The organism is Kitasatospora sp. NPDC057936 (genome assembly GCF_042887525.1).
Classification (GTDB): domain Bacteria; phylum Actinomycetota; class Actinomycetes; order Streptomycetales; family Streptomycetaceae; genus Kitasatospora.
This window is the reverse complement of the sequence record NZ_JBHVPD010000030.1, coordinates 61,502-79,768: the sequence shown is the minus strand read 5'-3', so window position 1 is coordinate 79,768 and position 18,267 is coordinate 61,502. Positions and strand designations below refer to the sequence as shown.

General features: G+C 74.4%; 16 protein-coding genes. 7 read left to right on the top strand and 9 right to left on the bottom strand.

The window, feature by feature from the left end:
• The first annotated feature begins 134 nt into the window (after window positions 1–134).
• Window positions 135–1,202, top strand: a complete 1,068-nt coding sequence (locus ACFVU9_RS18060) for an NUDIX domain-containing protein (protein WP_380445643.1) — start codon at window positions 135–137, stop codon at window positions 1,200–1,202.
• Window positions 1,203–1,348: 146 nt separating this feature from the next.
• Window positions 1,349–2,362, top strand: coding sequence for a DUF4184 family protein (locus ACFVU9_RS18055; RefSeq protein ID WP_387594285.1), 1,014 nt, complete (start codon window positions 1,349–1,351; stop codon window positions 2,360–2,362).
• On the opposite strand, the gene ACFVU9_RS18050 is transcribed toward ACFVU9_RS18055, so the two are convergent.
• Window positions 2,313–3,677, bottom strand: a complete 1,365-nt coding sequence (locus ACFVU9_RS18050) for a dipeptidase (protein ID WP_387594283.1) — start codon at window positions 3,675–3,677, stop codon at window positions 2,313–2,315. The two genes, ACFVU9_RS18055 and ACFVU9_RS18050, sit on opposite strands and share 50 nt — an antisense overlap.
• Window positions 3,678–4,066: 389 nt before the next feature.
• Between ACFVU9_RS18050 and ACFVU9_RS18045 the strand changes: the two genes are divergently transcribed.
• A complete protein-coding gene (locus ACFVU9_RS18045; protein ID WP_387594302.1) occupies window positions 4,067–5,278 on the top strand; it encodes a geranylgeranyl reductase family protein in 1,212 nt (403 codons plus the stop codon).
• A gap of 64 nt (window positions 5,279–5,342) precedes the next feature.
• Here ACFVU9_RS18045 and ACFVU9_RS18040 read toward each other — a convergent pair whose 3' ends face one another.
• The 5 genes from ACFVU9_RS18040 to ACFVU9_RS18020 all read right to left on the bottom strand — a co-directional run bounded on the left by ACFVU9_RS18040 (window position 5,343) and on the right by ACFVU9_RS18020 (window position 10,718).
• Window positions 5,343–6,077 carry a hypothetical protein gene (locus ACFVU9_RS18040; RefSeq protein ID WP_380445640.1) on the bottom strand — a complete coding sequence of 245 codons (735 nt, stop codon included), beginning with the start codon at window positions 6,075–6,077 and terminating at the stop codon, window positions 5,343–5,345.
• 197 nt (window positions 6,078–6,274) lie between these two features.
• Window positions 6,275–6,490: a hypothetical protein gene (locus ACFVU9_RS18035; RefSeq protein ID WP_387594281.1), complete on the bottom strand. Its 216-nt coding sequence runs from the start codon at window positions 6,488–6,490 to the stop codon at window positions 6,275–6,277.
• 246 nt (window positions 6,491–6,736) lie between these two features.
• On the bottom strand, window positions 6,737–9,040 hold the full coding sequence (locus tag ACFVU9_RS18030) for a glycosyl hydrolase family 18 protein (protein ID WP_387594279.1): 2,304 nt from the start codon (window positions 9,038–9,040) through the stop codon (window positions 6,737–6,739).
• 307 nt (window positions 9,041–9,347) lie between these two features.
• Window positions 9,348–9,755 carry a RidA family protein gene (locus tag ACFVU9_RS18025; RefSeq protein WP_380445636.1) on the bottom strand — a complete coding sequence of 136 codons (408 nt, stop codon included), beginning with the start codon at window positions 9,753–9,755 and terminating at the stop codon, window positions 9,348–9,350.
• Between the two features lie 114 nt (window positions 9,756–9,869).
• Complete coding sequence (locus ACFVU9_RS18020; RefSeq protein ID WP_387594277.1) at window positions 9,870–10,718, bottom strand: ATP-grasp domain-containing protein; 849 nt, start codon at window positions 10,716–10,718, stop codon at window positions 9,870–9,872.
• Window positions 10,719–10,895: 177 nt separating this feature from the next.
• Between ACFVU9_RS18020 and ACFVU9_RS18015 the strand changes: the two genes are divergently transcribed.
• Window positions 10,896–11,669, top strand: a complete 774-nt coding sequence (locus ACFVU9_RS18015; RefSeq protein ID WP_380445634.1) for an enoyl-CoA hydratase family protein — start codon at window positions 10,896–10,898, stop codon at window positions 11,667–11,669.
• 71 nt (window positions 11,670–11,740) lie between these two features.
• On the opposite strand, the gene ACFVU9_RS18010 is transcribed toward ACFVU9_RS18015, so the two are convergent.
• Window positions 11,741–12,535: a maleylpyruvate isomerase family mycothiol-dependent enzyme gene (locus tag ACFVU9_RS18010; RefSeq protein WP_387594275.1), complete on the bottom strand. Its 795-nt coding sequence runs from the start codon at window positions 12,533–12,535 to the stop codon at window positions 11,741–11,743.
• A 262-nt stretch (window positions 12,536–12,797) separates the two neighbouring features.
• Between ACFVU9_RS18010 and ACFVU9_RS18005 the strand changes: the two genes are divergently transcribed.
• Complete coding sequence (locus ACFVU9_RS18005) at window positions 12,798–13,553, top strand: acyltransferase (protein ID WP_380445632.1); 756 nt, start codon at window positions 12,798–12,800, stop codon at window positions 13,551–13,553.
• Window positions 13,554–13,585: 32 nt separating this feature from the next.
• Here ACFVU9_RS18005 and ACFVU9_RS18000 read toward each other — a convergent pair whose 3' ends face one another.
• Together ACFVU9_RS18000 and ACFVU9_RS17995 are read right to left on the bottom strand one after the other, a co-directional pair.
• A complete protein-coding gene (locus tag ACFVU9_RS18000; RefSeq protein WP_387594273.1) occupies window positions 13,586–14,251 on the bottom strand; it encodes a HutD family protein in 666 nt (221 codons plus the stop codon).
• 136 nt (window positions 14,252–14,387) lie between these two features.
• Window positions 14,388–15,614, bottom strand: coding sequence for an MFS transporter (locus ACFVU9_RS17995; RefSeq protein WP_387594271.1), 1,227 nt, complete (start codon window positions 15,612–15,614; stop codon window positions 14,388–14,390).
• Between the two features lie 17 nt (window positions 15,615–15,631).
• Between ACFVU9_RS17995 and ACFVU9_RS17990 the strand changes: the two genes are divergently transcribed.
• Window positions 15,632–16,909 carry an ROK family protein gene (locus ACFVU9_RS17990; RefSeq protein WP_380445629.1) on the top strand — a complete coding sequence of 426 codons (1,278 nt, stop codon included), beginning with the start codon at window positions 15,632–15,634 and terminating at the stop codon, window positions 16,907–16,909.
• A 167-nt stretch (window positions 16,910–17,076) separates the two neighbouring features.
• Window positions 17,077–18,231, top strand: a complete 1,155-nt coding sequence (locus tag ACFVU9_RS17985) for a PLP-dependent cysteine synthase family protein (RefSeq protein WP_380445628.1) — start codon at window positions 17,077–17,079, stop codon at window positions 18,229–18,231.
• Window positions 18,232–18,267 lie beyond the last annotated feature (36 nt).

The window sequence follows — 18,267 nt, the reverse complement described above, 5'->3', positions numbered from 1 at the left end:
CGGCGCAGTGGAGGGCGCGGGAAGGTATGGGGAGCCGCGCGGCGGGGGTACCACCACGGGTGGCGCTGGTTCGACGACGGGGGGCGCCGCCCGGTGCGAACGGCATCGGGGGAAGTCGAGGGGCAGGGGACGTTGTGATCGTCTGGGTCAATGGCACGTTCGGGGCGGGCAAGACCAGCGCCTGCCGCGAGTTGGTGGAACTGCTTCCCGGGAGCACGCTGTTCGACCCCGAGCTGGTGGGGGCCGGGCTGCGGGGGATGCTCCCGGCCGACCGGCTGTCGGCGGTGTCGGACTTCCAGGACCTGCCGGCCTGGCGCCGGCTCGTCCCCGAGGTGGCGGCCGCGCTGCTCGGCGAGGTGCCGGGCCCCCTGGTGGTCCCGATGACCCTGCTCAGAGAGGACTACCGGGACGAGATCTTCGGCGACCTGGCCTCGCACGGCATCGCGGTGCACCACGTCGTCCTGGATCCCGAAGAAACGATCCTGCGCGAGCGCATCGAGCAGCGCGACGCGTGCCCGGGCGACCCCGAGGCCAGCGACCGGGTCCGCCGGTGGGGCCTGGAGCACCTGCCGCGCTACCGCGCCGCCCGGCGCTGGCTGCTGCGCGACGCCCGCGCGCTCGACACCGGCGGGCTCACGCCGCGCGAGACCGCCGAACGGATCGCCGACCTCGTCCGCGACGGCGCCGCCCGCTGCCCGATCGTCCAGACGCCCGACCCGACCGAGGACACCGTCGCCTCCGCCGTCCTGTTCTTCGACGAGCAGGACCGCGTGCTCCTCGTCGATCCGGTCTACAAGCCCGACTGGGACTTCCCGGGCGGCGTCGTCGAACGCGGCGAGGCCCCCACCGACGCCGCCCTGCGCGAGACCGCCGAGGAACTCGGCCTGCGGCTCGACCCGGCCGCCCTGCGGCTGCTCGCCGTCGACTGGGAGCCGCGCACCGGGCCCCGCCGCGGCGGCCTGCGGCTCATGTACGACGGCGGGCTGCTGGACGCCACCGCCCGGCAGGGGCTCCTGCTCCAGCGGGAGGAACTGCGGAACTGCCGCTTCGTCACGCTGGACGAGGCCGCCGACCTGCTGCCGCCGAGCCGGTACCGGCGGCTGGCCGCGACGCTGGACGCCCGGCGCAGCGGGGAGCTGCGGTACCTGGAGGCGGGGCGGCGGGTCGCGGCGGGGCTGGCCAGGGCGGCGGACGCGGCGTAGGCGGTGCGCGGGGCGAGGGGCGAGGGGCGAGGGGTGGAGGAGCAGTGGGGCGCGGGGCGGCGGAGTGCCCCGGAACGGCGGAGCGCCTCCAAACGGTAGGGCGTGGGCGGTCGGCGGGCCGGGGCGGGAGCGGGCAGGATGGGCGCATGCCGTTCACGTTCAGCCACCCCGCCGCCGTCCTGCCCCTGCTGCGCGCCGCCGGGGAGCGCGGGCCGCTCGTGGCGTCGGCGCTGGTCGCCGGGTCGATGGCGCCCGACGTGCCGTTCTTCGCCGAGTCCCTGCTGCCCGGGGTGTACGGGCACGGCGGGTTGACGCACCGGTGGTGGGCGGTGCCGACGCTGGACGTGGCGGTCGCGGGCGCGCTGGTGGCGGGCTGGCACGGGCTGCTGCGGGGGCCGCTGGTGGCGCTGCTGCCCGAGCGGTGGGCGGGAGCGGCGGAGGCGCTGACGGTTCCGCGCGGTGGCGTGATGGCGGTGGCGCGCCGTGGCGGCCCGGAGGCGGCGGCACGAGCGGGGTGGTTCGCGGTGTCGGCGGCGGTCGGCGCGGCCACGCACGTGGGGTGGGACGCCTTCACCCACGAGGGGCGGTTGGGGGTGCGGCTGCTGCCGGTGCTCGACCGGGAGGTGGCCGGTGTGCCGCTCTACTCGGCTCTGCAGTACGGGAGTTCGGCCCTCGCGCTCGCGGCCGTGGGCGGCTGGGCGGTGCGCGCGGCGCGGACCGTCGAGCCGGTGCGGCCCGCCGTCGCGCTCTCGCCGACGGGCCGGAGGGCCGCCGTCGTGGCGCTGGGCCTGGCGACGGCGGCCGGGGTGGCGCACCGGATCAGCCCGTTGCGCCGCGGCCTGATCCCGGAGTTCTGCTTCGGCGCCGGGGCCGGGCTCGCGGTGGGTGCGGCCGGTTACGCGGCGGCCGTCGCGGCCGTGGTGGCGGCCAGGGGCCGGCGACTGGGAGCAGCCGCCGGCCGGGCGGCGGGCGCGGTGCCCGGTGCGTCCCCGGGGGCACCGGGGGCACCGGGGGCACCGGGCGGCGCATCGTCCGATGGGTCGTCCGGTGGGTCGGCCGGTGGGTCCTCGGGGCGGCGCGTGCCCGCCGCGGGGGCGGGCACAACGTCCGTCAGGCGGAGCGCAGCTCGGCGTAGTGACGCAGGAACAGGGCCTCGCTGAGGGCCATCAGCTCCAGCTCCTTCGGGTCCACGCTCTCGTTGACCGCGTGGATCTGGGTGGTCGGCTCCTCCACGCCGATCAGCACGATCTCGGCCTGCGGGTACAGCGTGCGCAGCGTGTCGCAGAGCGGGATCGAACCGCCCTCGCCGGAGACGACCATCGGGGTGCCGAAGGCCTCGGCCATGGCCTTGCCCATCGCCTCGTAGGCCGGGCCGGTGGTGTCGGCGCTGAACGCCGCGCCGTTGCCCTGGCGCTCGACCGTCAGGTGCGCGCCGAGCGGCACGTGCGCCTCCAGGTGGGCGACCAGCAGGTCCTGGGCGGCGGCCGAGTCGGTGCCCGGCGGCACCCGCAGGCTCACGAGCGCCTTGGCGGCGGCCTGCACGGACGAGGTCGCGCCGATCACCGGCGGGGCGTCGATGCCGAGGACGGTGACGGACGGGCGGGCCCAGAGCCGGTCGGCGACGGAGCCGGTGCCGGTGAGGGCGACGCCGTCCAGCACCTTGGCGTCGGCGCGGAACTGCTCCTCCGGGTACTGGACGCCCTCCCAGGTCTGGCCGGTGGTCAGCCCGGCGACGGCGACGTCGCCGTTCTCGTCGTGCAGCGAGGCGAGCACCTTCACGAGGGACTGCAGCGCGTCCGGGGCGGCGCCGCCGAAGGCGCCGGAGTGCAGGTTGCCGGCGAGGGTGGTGAGGGAGACCTCGACGACCGTCATGCCGCGCAGCGACGCGGTGACGGTGGGCAGGCCGGGGGCGAAGTTGCCGGTGTCGCCGATGACGATGACGTCGGCGGTGAGGAGCTCCGGGTGCGCCTCGGCGTACTGCTGGAGGCCGCCGGTGCCCTGCTCCTCCGAGCCCTCGACGATGATCTTCAGGCCGACCGGGTACGCGTCCCCGTACACCTGGCGCAGGGCGCGCAGGGCGGTCAGGTGCATCAGGATGTTGCCCTTGCAGTCGGCCGCGCCGCGGCCGTACCAGCGGCCGTCACGCTCGGTCAGTTCGAAGGCGGGGCTCAGCCAGGCGTCCTCGTCGAGCGGCGGCTGGACGTCGTAGTGCGAGTACAGCAGGACCGTCGGCGCGCCCTCGGGGCCGGGGAGCTCGGCGTAGACGGACTGGGTGCCGTCCGGGGTGTCGATCAGCTGCACGTTGGTCAGGCCCTCGGCGGCGAACGCCTCGGCGGTCCAGCGCGCGGCCTTCTCGCACTCCTCGACCGGGAACTGGCGCGGGTCGGCGACCGACGGGAAGGCGACCAGCTCGGCGAGGTCGGTGCGGGCGCGGTCCATCAGGGACCGGACGGCGTCGGCCAGGGGCTGTGACATCGAGGCTGCTCCGGGGACGGGGCCGCCCGAGGGATGGTCCGGGCGGGTACGGGCGGTTGGGGTACCGCCGATCATAGGCGGAGCGGCGGGCGGGGGTGGGCGGGTGAGGGTGCGGTGCGGGTGCGGCGGTGTGGTGCGCCGGTGTGGTGCGGGGTGGTCGCCGTGGTGTGGTGCGGCTCGGCAGGGACCGGTGCGGACGCATAGGATTGCTCGACGTGACTGACTCCGGAAGCTCCGATTCCCGCAGCCCGCTCGACGCCGAGGCGTCCGAACTGCCGACGGCGTCCGAGGCGTCGGAAGCGTCCGAGGCGCCCGAGAGACTCGTCCGGCCTTCCGACGGTCCGTCGGATCCGGGGCCCGACACGCTCGACTCGGGTGACGCAGCCGACGTGGTCGACTCGCGTGACGCAGCCGACGCGCTCGACGTGGTCGACGGCGTCTGGGACGTCGTGGTGGTCGGCGCCGGACCGGCCGGGGCCTCGGCCGCGCACGCCGCCGCCGTCCAGGGCCGCCGGGTGCTGCTGCTCGACAAGGCCGAGCACCCCCGCTACAAGACCTGCGGCGGCGGGATCATCGGCCCCTCCCGGGACAGCCTGCCGCCGGACTTCCGGCTGCCGCTCCAGGACCGCGTGCACGCCGTCACCTTCGCCTACCGGGGGCAGTACACCCGGACGCAGCGTTCGAAGCGGATGCTGTTCGGCCTGGTCAACCGCGACGAGTTCGACCTGCGCCTGGTGCAGGCGGCCAAGCAGGCGGGCGCCGTGCTGGTCACCGGTGTGACCGTCACCGGCGTCGAACAGCGCGGCGGGGACCACCGCACGGCGCTGGTGACGGCCGCCGACGGGCGCCGGTTCGAGGCGCGCGCGGTGGTCGGCGCGGACGGCAGCGCCAGCCGGATCGGCCGGCACGTGGGCGTCACCTTCGACCAGATCGACCTGGGCCTGGAGGCGGAGATCCCGGTGCCGCCGCAGGTCGCCGCCGACTGGGCGGGCCGGATCCACCTCGACTGGGGCCCGCTGCCCGGCAGTTACGGCTGGGTCTTCCCGAAGACCGAGTCGAGCAGCCTGACCGTCGGCGTCATCTCGGCGCGCGGCGACGGGGAGGGGACGAAGCAGTACCTCGCCGACTACGTCCGACGGCTGGGCCTGTCCGGCTTCACGCCGAGCGTCGAGTCCGGCCACCTGACCCGCTGCCGGGCCGAGGACTCGCCGCTCTCGCGCGGCCGGGTGCTGGTCGCCGGGGACGCGGCCGGCCTGCTGGAGCCGTGGACCCGCGAGGGCATCTCGTACGCGCTGCGCTCGGGCCGGCTGGCCGGCGAGTGGGCGGTGAAGGTCGCCGAGGCGGGCGACGCGGCCGGGGTGCGGCGCGAGGCGCTCAACTACGCGTTCGCCATCAAGGCGGGCCTGGGGGTGGAGATGCGGGCGGGCAAGCAGCTGCTGGCGGCCTTCGAGCGCCGGCCGTACCTGTTCCACGCCGCGGTCTGCCTGGTGCCGGCCGCCTGGCGCGCCTTCGCCCGCACGACCCAGGGGCACACGACCTTCGCCCAGGTGCTGCGCCAGTACCGCGCGGCGCGCAGGCTGTCGGCGCTGGCCTCGCGGTAGTCCCGCAGGGCGTTGCTCCTGTAGGGCGGGAGGGCCGGCGTTCCTCGGAGGGGAGCGCCGGCCCTCAGCTCTGTTCCCGTGGGGAGGGGAGCGCGTCGAGCGTCCGGGCGATACCGGCGCGCAGCCGCTCGGCGGACGGTTCCTCCTCTCCTTGCTCGTTCACGGAGCGGAGAAAGGACTCGAGCACGGCATGGGACCGGCTCAGTTGGTCGGTGAGTTCGCGGTTCCGCTGCTGCGCGGCGATGAGCTCGTCCATCAGGGCGATCACGCGTTCCTGGGCCGCGATCAGCTGCTGTTGGACGGTCGCGAGGGCCTCGCCCGGTTCGGGCGCCGTGATGTTGATGCCGCCGTGGACCGTGCCGGAGATGACAACGCCGCCACCACTGCTGAACTGGCCCTCGGAGGGCGGATCCTGCTCGGCAGGAAGGCGCGTCGCGATGGCGATGGGCGGATCCTGTTCGGCCGGGAGGCGGGTGAGGGTAGCGCTGTGCGCAGCCCGCTCCCAGAGCTGTCGCGCGCCTGCGCGCCGGCGTGCGCGGAGCTCGGACTCGGGCACGGTCGTCGCCCTGAGGAGGTCGACGACGAAGTCCCAGTCACTCGCCAGATTGGTACCAGCGAGCCGGCGGGCGATCGTCGCCCGGCCGTGCGGCAGGCGCTGCGCGAGTTCGCTGATCGAGAGGCCGGCCTTGTCGACCCATGACCGCAGCTCCATTGCCAGCGCCCTGACTTCGGGCGACTCGCCCCGGATCGGGCCCCACGGGCGGCCGCGCCGTGTGACGTCCTGCGTTTCCTCGGCCATGGCCCGCCGTTCCCCCGATCCGTTCGCCGTCCTGTCTCGCGGTGTCTCGCGGTGTCTCGCCGTCTCGCATTGTCTCGTGATGGTCGAGCGACAATGCGCTGGGCGTGGTGCGCCGATGGCGGACCGCGTATCGTGGCTGGTTGAGCAACACGAACCCGCCCCGAGGGTCCAATCTGCAGGGCGGGGCCGTGGTCATCTCACCGCTCGAGGGGGTCGGTGCCGGACGGCAGTTCGGTGTCGATCCCCTTGGCGCGCACGTACAGCTTCAGGAGATCGACCGCGATCCGGACCGTGAACCTTCCGGCGGGCGACTGCAGCCACGTTCCCGTGGCCTCGTACGCCCGACGCAGGTGCATCCCCGCCGTGCGGGCCTTGCCACGCAGGTCGCCGGGCGGCGACGAGCGCTTTCCCATGGTCCCTCCCCGGGAGGTTCGGCTCCGGGAAACCCGGGGCCGCGAGCCCGACCCTGTGCCGGGCCCGGTCAGGGTGGGGAGGGGTGACGCCGTCTCAGCGTAGCGTGCCGCGCCCGTCTTGTCTCTCGGGTGTCGTGAGACGTGCGTCATCTGATGGTGACTCAACTCATTTGATTTGTCCCGGACATGGAAGTGCCGGGGCCTGGCGAGGCGGTTCCCTCGCGGCCCCGGCAGGTGCCGGCCCGGCTACTGGAGGCCGGTGTCGATCGCGGACATCAGGGTGCCGGTCGGGGTGTCGCCGGACATCTCCCAGATCATGCCGCCCAGGAGGTTCTTGGACTTGAGATAGGCCGTCTTCCCGGCGATCGACCAGGCGTCGTCGAACGTCCACCACTGGCCGCCGGCGCCCGTGTAGCCGTAGGTCGCGACGGCCTGCGGGTCGTGGTGGACGGTCAGGTCCGGGACGCTGGTGATGAGGTTGCCGTACCCGCGGGTGCCGGCCTCCTCCGCGAACTGGCCCGGCGCCGCCCCGTTCGCGGACTGCCAGGCGCCGGACGCGCCGCCGTCGGCCACGCCCTGCCAGCCGCGGCCGTAGAACGGGAAGCCGATGGTGAGCTTGCGCGGGTTGACGCCGGCCCCGAGGTAGGCCTGGACCGCCGCGTCCACGCTGAAGTGGAACGGGTACGGGTCCTTGGGGTCGGCGTTGAGGTTGGCCTGGTGGCCGGTGCGGTTGGGCTCCCACGAGTTGTCGCTGCCGGAGCCGTGGAAGTCGTAGCCCTGGACGTTGGCGATGTCGAGGGAGTCGAAGATCTTCGTGAGGTCCCAGCCCGCGCCGATCTTCGCGGGGTCGGCCGGGGTGAAGGCGGTGAGCAGCCGGTGCGGGCCGCCCAGCGCGTCGAGCTGCTTGCGGAACTCGGCCAGCAGCAGGGTCAGGTTCGTCTTGTCGTCGGCGCTCCAGTGGTTGCCCGCGTGGCCGTCGCCGGAGCCGGGCCACTCCCAGTCGAGGTCGATGCCGTCGAAGATCCCGGCCGCCGTGCCGGGGCCGCCCGCGCCGTTGTAGGCGGGCAGGTTGCCCTTGATCCACACGTCGATGCAGGACCGGACGAACTTCTGCCGGGAGGCGTCGCTCGCGGCGACGTCCGAGAAGAACGTGGAGTACGTCCAGCCGCCGAGCGAGACGACCACCTTCAGGTTCGGGTACTTGGCCTTGAGCTTCTTCAACTGGTTGAAGTTGCCGCGGAGTTTGCCCCAGCCGTCGTCGGCGACGCCGTCCACCGACTGGTCGGCGCTCATCGGGCGGGCGTAGTCGGCGTCGGCGTCGCCCGCGCCCGTCCCCTGGCCGGGGTCCTGGGGGTTGGACGTGGTGCCCTTGGTGACGCCGGCCAGGCAGGTCAGGTTGGTCGGATCGATGTTCTCGAAGGCGTAGTTGACGACGTCGAGCTTGGCTGCGCTGCCGGAGGTGTCGAGGTTCTTGACGAAGTACTGGCGGCCGTAGATGCCCCACTGGACGAAGTAGCCGACGCGGGCGTACTTCCCGGCACCGACCAGGTCTGAGGTGGTGACGGCGAGCGGTGCGGACGCGGGCGAGGAGACGTCGCCCGGATTGCGGGCCTTGACGGTGAACGTGTAGGCGGTGGACGGGGAGAGGCCGCCGACGGTGGCCGTGAGCGTGCTCCCGCCGACCGTCACCGCGAGGGTGCCCCCCTGGTAGACGTCGTACGCGGCGACGCGGACGCTGTCGGTCGAGGCGTTCCAGGCGAGCGTGACGTCGGACGAACTCACCGCGGTGGCGCGGAGGTTGGCAGGTGTCGTGGGCGGATTCGGGTCGGTCGACGGGTCGAAGGTGGCGGCGGTGACGGGCGCGCTCGGCCCGCTCGTGTTGCCGCGGGTGTCCTTGGCGCGGACGGTGAGCGTGTACGTGGTGGCCGGGGTGAGGCCCGTGGCCACGGCACTGGTGGCGGTGCCGGAGCCGACGACGGTGGCGCCGTTCAGCACGTCGTACGAGGCGACCGGGAGGTCCCCGGCGGTCGCGGCCGGCCAGCCGAGCGTGAGCGTGTGCGCCGTCGACTCGGTGACCGACGGCGTACCGGGCGCGGACGGCGGGACATCGGCGCTGCCGTCGCACTTGTCGCCGTTGACACGACAGTTGAGGGGCGTGGCGACAGGGCCGCTGCCCACGAACCAGAAGCTGTACGGCTCGGTGGTGCCGTGCGCGGGGACGGTCGCGTTGTAGAACGCGTTGGTGGCCGTGACGTGCCGGCCGTTCACGGTGGCCGTGCCGTTGTAGGTGTTGCCGATGGTGACACCGGCCGGGAGGTCGAACTCCAGCGTCCAGCCGGTGACGGCGGCCGCGTTGTCGTTGTGGACGACGTATGTGCCCTGCCACCACGAGCCGTTGTCGGCGGTGGTGAAGACGGCGGTCAGCCTGCCCGTGGCCTGGGCCGGGGTGGCCAGCGCGGTGAGCGCGGCCAGGGGGAGGAGCAGGGCGGAGAGCAGCGCGAGCAGCCTGCTGCGCACGCGTGGGCGCCCCGCCCGGGATCGAGCGGACATGGTTCTCCCTGTGTCTGTGGGGGTTGGACAGGGTGGAGTAGAACCGGTGCTGGTGATCCGTGTGCGATCGGTGCCCGCGCCGTGGGGGGCGGGGCATGGGCACTGTAGGAGGACTGGACCAATGCGTCAACAGGTCTGAACCACTGGGGAGTTGCTTGGTGGACGGCGCCGCGGGTGGGGGCGGGCGAGTGGGGGCGGACCTCGCCAAGGTTCCCGCCGTCCGGTGGGCGCGGGCGGCGGGAACCAGGGGTGTGTCGGGGGCTTGGTGGGCGGGAACCCAGGGGTGTGTCGGGGGCTTGGTGGCGGCCTACTCCTGGACGAGGGCGAACGCCTCGATCTCGATCAGCACCTCGGGCAGGAACAGCGCCGCGACCTGCACCGCGGAGCTGGCCGGCGGGTTGGCGGTGTTCACGTGCTCGTCGCGGGCCTCGCGGATGGCGGGCAGGTAGGCGATGTCGGTGACGAAGATGGTGAACTTCACGACGTCGTCGAAGCCGGCGCCGGCCGCGGCCAGGCAGCGGCGCAGGTTCTCGAACACCTGGCGCGCCTGCGCCTTCGGGTCGCCCACGCCGACGAGGTTGCGGTGCTCGTCGAAGGCCACCTGGCCGGAGACCTGGACCAGGCGGCCGGTGCCGGTGACGACCTGGGTGTAGCCGGTGCCGGGGGCGACGCCGGGCGGCTCGGTGATGTGGGTGAGGTGCTGGTTGGTGGTCATGCGGGCCATCGTGGCGCATGGCGGGACGCTGCCGCACCCGCCTTTCGCCTTTCCTCGGAGGAGCGTGACGTACGGGCGGGCGGGGCGGCTGCGGGACGCGCGACCCGCCAGGGATCAGCGCACGATCTCGGGCAGGTCGCGCAGGAACGGGCGGTCGGCGGCGGGGAGTTGCGCGAGCGGTCCGGCGGCGCGCAGCACGACGTCCAGGACGCCGTCCGGGTCGGCGGCGTAACCACCGCTGGCCCAGGCCGCGTTGGCCTCGACCACGGCCCAACCTCCGTCCGTCGGGCCGACGTCCACCACGGCGGCGCTGGGCAGACCGGGCCCGCCGGCGGCGAGGACGTCGGCGGCGAACGCGAGGACCTCGCCCGCGTCCGCGCCGAGCGGCGCGACGCTCAGCTCCCCGTCCACCGCGTACCGGGAGGCGGCCCGGACGGTGCCGTCCAGGACGAACAGCCGGTACTCGCGCCGGAACCGCACCACCTCGCTCACCTGCACCGGCGTGTCACCGTCCAGCACCTCGGGCCCGGGCAGCGCGGCACCGTCCTCGTAGACGCGGGCGGCGAACACCTTGTCGGCCGGCGGCTTGACGAACGCGGGACCGCGCAGCTCCCGCGCCTCGGCCAGCGTCGTGCAGGACACCCGGCGCCCGGTCAGCTCGCGCGGCAGGTCGCCGAGCCAGGTGGCGGACGGCTCCAGGAGCGCGAGCCCGAGCGCCCGTCCGACGGCGTCGCCGAACAGCGGCCCGCCGTACACGTGCACGGGCGGCGTCGAACCGAGCAGTTCCTCCGGCGCCTGCCAGGACGTCGCCGTGAACGCGCGCAGGCCGCGGCGGCCGGCGGCGGTGCGCAGCTGGAGGCCGGTCTCGTTGATCCGGGGAGCGAGGAGCAGGACGGCGCCGGCGGCCCCGGTCCCGGGCGTGGCTCGGGGCGGCGTGGGTGCGGGGGCGTTCATGGTGCTCATGGCGTCGATGGTGCCGCCGGCGGTGTGGCGCCCACCACCGGTTTTCCGCCCATTGCGTCCCCGGTGGCTCTGGCCGAGGGGCCGGTGGGCGTGCCAGAGTCGTGCGGGCGCCGTCCGGGCACCCCCGGACGGCGCCCGCGGTCCGACCCACCCTCAGCCGGAAAGCAGGCCCCGCCGATGACCAGCGAAGCGCCGTTCGTCCACGTCACCACCGCCGACGCCGTCACCACCTTGACCCTCGACTCGCCGCACAACCGCAACGCGCTCTCCACCCGCCTGATGGCCGAGCTGCACGCCGGCCTGGCGCTCGCCGCGGCCGACCCGGACGTCCGGGCGGTGGTGCTCGGGCACACCGGCAAGGTGTTCTGCGCGGGCGCGGACCTGTCCGAGGCCACCGGCGCCGACCCGACGGTCGGCCCGCGCGGCCTGGTCGAGCTCCAGCGGGCGATCGTGGACTGCGCGAAGCCGGTGATCGCCGTGATCGACGGGCACGTGCGGGCCGGCGGCCTCGGCCTGGTCGGCGCGGCCGACCTCGCCGTCGCCGGACCGGCCGCCACCTTCGCGTTCACCGAGGTCCGGCTCGGCCTCGCGCCCGCCGTCATCTCCCTGCCGCTGCGCCCCAAGCTCGACCCGCGCGCCGCCTCCCGCTACTACCTCACCGGCGAGGTCTTCGACGCCGCCGAGGCCGCGCGGATCGGGCTGATCACCCGCGCCACGGCGTCCGCCGAGGACACCGGCACCGCGCTGAAGGAGCTGCTGGACGCGCTGCGCCAGGGCTCGCCGCAGGGGCTCGCGGAGTCCAAGCGGCTGGCGAACGCCGAGGTCGTGCGCTCCTTCGAGCGTGACGCGGACGAGCTGGTGGAGCTGTCGGCGCGGCTGTTCGGCTCGGCGGAGGCGCAGGAGGGGATGCGGGCGTTCCTGGAGAAGCGGCCCGCGCGCTGGGTGCGCTGACGCGGCGGGCCGTCCCCCCCCGTTCTCCCGATCTCCCGTTATCCGGTTCTTTTGTGCGGCCGGACCGGTTCTCAGCCGATGCCGGCCGTCTCGCGCCACAGGCGCAGCAGGTCCTCGTCCCCGGTGTACGTGGTGGCTCCGGCGTGGTCGGCCGGGAGACGGTTCCAGAGCAGCGGGTAGAGCTCGTGGGCCGGGCCGGCGATGGTCAGGTCCGCGGGCTCGGCCGGGGCTCCCGGTTCGCCCGGGCCGTTCGGCGCGTCCGCGGTGGCGGTCACCACCGGCTCCTGGCTGATCGTCACCCGCCAGGCGCCGGGGCCGTCGGTGGCCCGGACCAGGACGGTGCGGGGCTCCTCGCTGCGCAGCTTCGAGCGCGGGCGGACGAGGAACCCGCGCAGCAGCTCGTCGACGCCGTCCAGGGCGAGCGCGGTGTCCGCCCGCGGGCCCTCGGTGCCGGCCGCCGCGTCGGCGTCGAGGCGGTGGATGGCCGTCTCGTGCGCCTGGCGGCGGGCCCAGAACGCCAGTGGGCTGGGCGCGGGGAGGAAGAACCAGCAGTCGACGTCGGCGGGCGCGGCCACCAGCGTGTCCACCAGCGCGGCGTGGCCCTCGCGGTACCAGTCGAGCAGCGCAGCGTCGGACGGCACCGGGCCGACCGGCTCGCTCCCGCCGTCCAGGTCGAGCGGTTCCCGCAGGCCCCGGGCGGGGTGGGCGGCGGCCCAGCGGTGGACCGTGCCGACGTGCCGCAGGAGGTCGGCGACCTGCCAGTCCGGGCAGGTCGGGACGGGGGCGGTGAGGCCGGCGCGGGCGGCGGCGTCGGCCAGCAGGGCGCCTTCGAGGCGCAGGGCGTCGATGTGCTCGGAGATGTCCATGGTCCGGAGTGTTCCACGGCGGGCGGACATCGGGTCTGGGTTATCGGGGGGCGGATGTGTCTGCGGGCTGCGGGGGTTGAGGGTCGGCGCGGGTGTGGGGCGTGCGTGCGGTGGCGAGTGCGAGTGCGAGTGCGGGTGTGGGTGTGGGTGCGGGGCGTGCGTGCGGCGGGTGTGGGCCGGGGTGCGGGGGTGGCGTGTGGGCCGGGTGTGATGTTGGCCGCCCGGTGGCCGGACGGACCCTACGGGCCGGTAACGTGAGCGCATGCCGAAAACCCGTTCCCTCGTCTCCGCCGTCCGGGCCGGCGGCCGGCGTGCAGCCGGACGCCTCGTGCACCGGGGCTGGCGCTGGGTGCAGCGGACCGGCGCGGTCAGCAACCAGAACCCGGGCCCCTACCGCTTCGGCGAGTTGGGGGACGGGACGACGCTCGCGTTCCCGCTCGGGGCGGTGTTCAACGAGCAGTGGATCACGATCGGACCGTTCTCGATCATCGGCGAACGGGTCACCATCAGCGCCGGCTTCCTGCCCGGCCTCGACCTCGGGCCCGATCCGATCGTGCGGATCGGCGGCGGCTGCGTGATAGGCCGCGACAGCCACATCGTCGGGCACCAGTCGATCGTCCTCGGCGACGACGTGTGGACCGGGCCCGGCGTCTACATCTCCGACCAGGCGCACGAGTACCGCGCCACCGACTTGCCGATCGGCAAGCAGTGGCCGCGCAACGAACCCGTCGAGATCGGCTCGGGCAGCTGGATCGGCACCGGCGCGGTGATCCTGCCGGGCGCCCGGATCGGCCGGAACGTGGTCGTGGCCGCGGGCGCGGTGGTGCGCGGCGAGGTGCCCGACCACAGCGTCGTCGCGGGCGCGCCGGCCAAGGTCGTGCGGCGCTGGACGCCCGAGGACGGCTGGCAGCCGCCGCTGCGCCACGAGCCGCCGCAGCCGGTGCCGGACGGTGTGACGGCGGAACAGCTGCGCGCCCTGGTGGGGTGGGACCTGCGCCTGCCGGGTGAGTCGGCCTGAGGGTGGGGCCGGGCGCCTGACGTCCGGCGCCGTCAGGCGGCGGGGCGGAAGGTGATGACGGCGGTGACGCCGTCGGGCCGGAGCCGGAGCGGGCCGGGGTGCCGGAGCAGGGCGGCGTCGTACCGGGCGAGGTCGGTGGCGTCGTCGGTGGCGTCATCGGTGGCGGTGGCGGTGGCGGTGGCGGTCGCGGTGGCTGTGCCGGTCGCGGTGTCGACTGAGGCATCGGTCGAGGCGTCGATGGTGGTGGAGCCGGCGAGGCAGACCACGAGGACGGAGCCGCCCGGCGGCACGTCGGCGGATGCGGGCGCGGTCACGAGGGCGACCTCGGCGGTGACCCTTCCGCGACGGGTCATCACGTTGAAGTCGACCACCGGGCCGGCGAGCAGGCGGCAGTCCGTGCTGGCGTCGCCGGGGAAGGCGAAGGGCCGGTAGGGCGCGTCGATCCGGTGCTCGGCTCCGTCGACCGTGAGCACCATGCCGGGGCCCTCGACCAGGGTGATCACCCGGTCGATGCCGGGGAACGGGGAGAACGGACCGGCGGTGGCGACGTCCGCCAGGCTGACCCGCCACTCGAAGCCGTCCAGCGCGGCCCCGGCGGGGAAACCGGCGACCTCCCGGGTCACCCCGCCCCCGTTGAGCCATGCCGTGGCCGGGCGCTCGCTCGCCCGGAGTGTCTGGATCCGCCCGGTGGTCGTCATGGGCGGCATCATGCCACTGCGGGTGGGGGCGGGTAACGGCGGACGGGCGACGGCGGACAGATGACAGAAAACAGATAACAGAAAACAGATGTTGAAATCTGTCAGCTGTTATCTGTCCGCCGTCCGCCGTCCGCCGTCAGCGCCGCCGCACCGTCAGCGGCAGGAGCGCCCCTGCCGCCGCCGCGACCGCCACGGTGGTGAGTGCGAGCGGGAGGCCGGCCGCGTCGGCGAGGAAGCCGATGACCACCGGCCCGATCAGCATCCCGCCGTACCCGAGCGTCGACGCGAGCGCGACGCCCTGCGGCCCGCCGGCCGAACCCGCCCGGGCGATGGCGAGCGGGAACAGGTTGGCCAGGCCCAGGCCGACCAGGACGAACCCGCCGATGGCGAGCGGCACCGACGGCGCGAGCGCCGCGACCAGCATGCCGGCCGCCGCGGTCAGGCCGCCCAGGAGCATCAGCCGGGTCTGCCCGAGCCTGATGGACAGCCAGGTGCCGCCGACCCGCCCGCTGGTCATCGCGAACGCGTACGCCGCGTAGCCCGCGGCGGCCGTTCCGGCGCTCGCGTGCACGTCGTCGGTGAGGTGGAGCGTCGTCCAGTCGGCGATCGCGCCCTCCCCGTACGCGGTGCACAGGGCGGTGAGGCCGAGCAGGACGACGATCAGCCCGGCGCGCGGGCCGGCGCCACCGGTCTCGTCCGCGCTGCTCCCGCCCGCGACCTGCGGCGCGTCCGGGCTGCGCAGCAGGACGACGCCCGCCGCCGCCGTGATCACGAGGCCGAGCAGCCCGCCGAGGGCGAGCGTCCAGGAGGCGCTGAGGGTGCCGGCGAGGAGTCCGCCGACGCCCGCGCCGACCAGGCCGCCGAGGCTGTACCCGGCGTGGAAGCTGGGCATGACGGGCCGCCGGAGCTGTGCGACCAGGTCGACGGCGGCGCTGTTCATGGCGACGTTCGCGCCGCCGTATCCCGCGCCGAACAGCAGCAGGACACCGCCGAGCGCGGCCACCGAGTGCGCGTGTGCGGGCAGCGGCACGGCGAGGCTGAGCAGGGCGAGCGAGCCGACGGTGACCGGCCGCGAGCCGTACCGCAGGCAGAGCCGGCCGACCACCGGCATGGTGAGGACGGCGCCGATCGACAGGCAGAGCAGGGCGAGTCCGAGGGCGCTGTGCGAGGCGTTGACCTGGCTGCGGACGTCCGGGATCCGGACCACCCAGGTGGCGAAGAGGAAGCCGTCGACGGCGAAGAACGCGGTCAGTGCGAGGCGCGCCGGACTCCAGGGGCTGTCCGTTCGCGGGGGTGTGCTGCGAGACTGGTGGGAGTTCCGGTCGGTGGGGGCAGAGGCACGGATTTTGTTTCGAAGCGGCACAAAGTCACAATAGGGTCGTGCAGCTCTCATCATCAAGTCCGAAAGCGGGCCCAGGGACCGACTCCGAGGCGCAGCGCGACGCCCACCGCCGTGCCGCCCCCGATCGCGGTCGGACGCTGCTCGGCCCCGCGCTCTCGCTCATCCACACCGGTCAGACACCGACCCGTTCCGCGCTCACCCGGGCGCTGGACGTCACGCGCGCGACCGCCGGCGCCGTCACGGCCGAGCTGGAGGCGCTGGGCCTGATCACGGTCGACTCCCGTCCTGCGGGTGGCGGGCGCGGGCGCCCGTCGCACCGGCTCGCGATCGACCCGCAGGGCCCGGTGGTGATCGCGGGGCAGATCCACACGGACGGGCTGAGCGTCACGCTGGCCGGGCTCGGCGGGCTGCTGGACCCGCCGGTCCACCTGCCGCTGCCCGCCGCGACCGACCCGGTCCGGATGCTGCGCGCCGTCGCCCAGGCGGGCGCCGAGCTCGCCCGCTCCACCGGCCGCCGCTGCCTCGGTGCGGCGCTCGCGCTGCCCAACCCGGTCACCGAGCCGGACGGCACCGCGCTCGCCGCCCTGCACTTCGCCTGGCCGAGCGGCACGCCCGTGGCGGACCTGTACGACGTCGAGGTCGGCCGCGCCGACCACGGCCCGCACGCGCTCGACCCGCTGCCCACCGCCATCGCCAACGACGCCAACCTCGCCGCGCTCGCCGAGTACCGCCACGGCGCCGGGCGGGGTGCCCGTCACCTGCTCCTGGTCACGTCCGGGCACAGCGGCGTCGGTGGTGCGCTGGTCATCGACGGGCGGCTGCACACCGGCAGCGCCGGGCTCGCGCTGGAGGTCGGCCACCTCACGGTGGATCCGCAGGGCCGGCCCTGCGTGTGCGGCAACCGCGGGTGCCTCAACGCGGAGACGGATCCCGACGCGCTGCTCGCCGCCGCCGGGCTCACCCCCGAACCGGGGCGCGCGGTGCTCGACCAGGCGCGTGACCTGTGCCGGGCCGCGGCGACCGACGAGCGCGCGCGGGCCGCGGTCGAGCACGTCATCGACCGGCTCGGGCTCGGGCTGGCCGGTGTCGCCAACATTCTCAACCCGGACCGCGTCGTGCTCAGCGGTCTCCACCTCGACCTGCTGGAGGCGGCGCCCGAGCGGCTGCGCGCGGTCGTCGCCGAACGCTGTCTGTGGGGGCGCAGCGGACGGGTGCCGATCGTCGGCGCCGAGCTGGCGGACAGCGCACTCGCCGGTGCGGCGGAACTGGCGTGGCGGCCGTACCTGGCGGACCCGCAGTCGGTGCAGGTGGGCTGACAGCGGTCCCACGGGCCGGCGGCTCGGGTGGCTGGTCGGGGCATGGGGGCCGAGGCAGGGAGAGCCGGGCAGAGATAAGCGGAAGCTGGCGATCCGAAAAACGTTACTTATTGTGACTGTCATACACTCGTAGTGAGCAGAGGGGGGTCAAGACGAGGAGAGTGACCATGAGCACCGAGCTGGGCGCCGAACTGGGCAGCGCGCCGGGCGGCGGACGCGGCATCGAGCCGACCGTCGACGTCGACCGCTCCGACGCGGACTACCGGGCCTGGCTCAAGGAGGCGGTGCGCAAGGTCCAGGCCGATGCCAACCGCTCCGCCGACACCCACCTGCTGCGCTTCCCGCTGCCGACCGAGTGGGGGATCGACCTGTACCTCAAGGACGAGTCCACCCACCCGACCGGCTCGCTGAAGCACCGCCTCGCCCGCTCGCTCTTCCTCTACGGGCTCTGCAACGGCTGGATCCGCCCGGGCAAGCCGGTGATCGAGGCGTCCAGCGGTTCCACGGCCGTCTCCGAGGCGTACTTCGCGCAGCTCGTCGGGGTGCCGTTCATCGCGGTGATGGCCAAGAGCACCAGTCAGGCCAAGATCGACCTGATCGAGTTCCACGGCGGCGAGTGCCACCTGGTGGAGCGCTCGGACGAGGTGTACGCGGCGTCCGCGCGGCTCGCGGAGGAGACCGGCGGCCACTACATGGACCAGTTCACCTATGCCGAGCGCGCCACCGACTGGCGCGGCAACAACAACATCGCCGAGTCGGTCTTCGCCCAGCTGCAGCTGGAGCCGCACCCGGAGCCGGCCTGGGTCGTCGCGACCGCGGGGACGGGCGGCACCTCGGCGACCATCGCCCGCTACGTCCACTACATGCAGTACGACACCCGGATCTGCGTCGCGGACCCGGAGAACTCCTGCTTCTTCGACGGCTGGGTGGACCACGACCCGGACGCGGTGTGCGCGAGCGGTTCGCGGATCGAGGGCATCGGGCGGCCCCGGATGGAGCCGAGCTTCGTGCCCGGCGCGATCGACCGGATGATGAAGGTGCCGGACGCGGCCTCGATCGCGGCGGTGCGGGTGCTGGAGCAGGTGCTCGGGAAGAAGGCGGGCGCCTCCACCGGGACGGGGCTGTGGAGCGCGCTGAAGATCGTCGCCGAGATGCGGGCGGCCGGTCGGCACGGCAGTGTCGTCAGCCTGATCTGCGACCCGGGCGACCGTTACCTGGACAAGTACTACTCCGACGACTGGCTGGCCGGCGAGCGGATCGACATCGCGCCGTACCGGGCAGCCCTGGAGTCGTTCCTGGCGGGCGGGGCCTGGGAGGGGTGACGGGGTAGGACGAACGGCTAACAGCTGACAGATGAC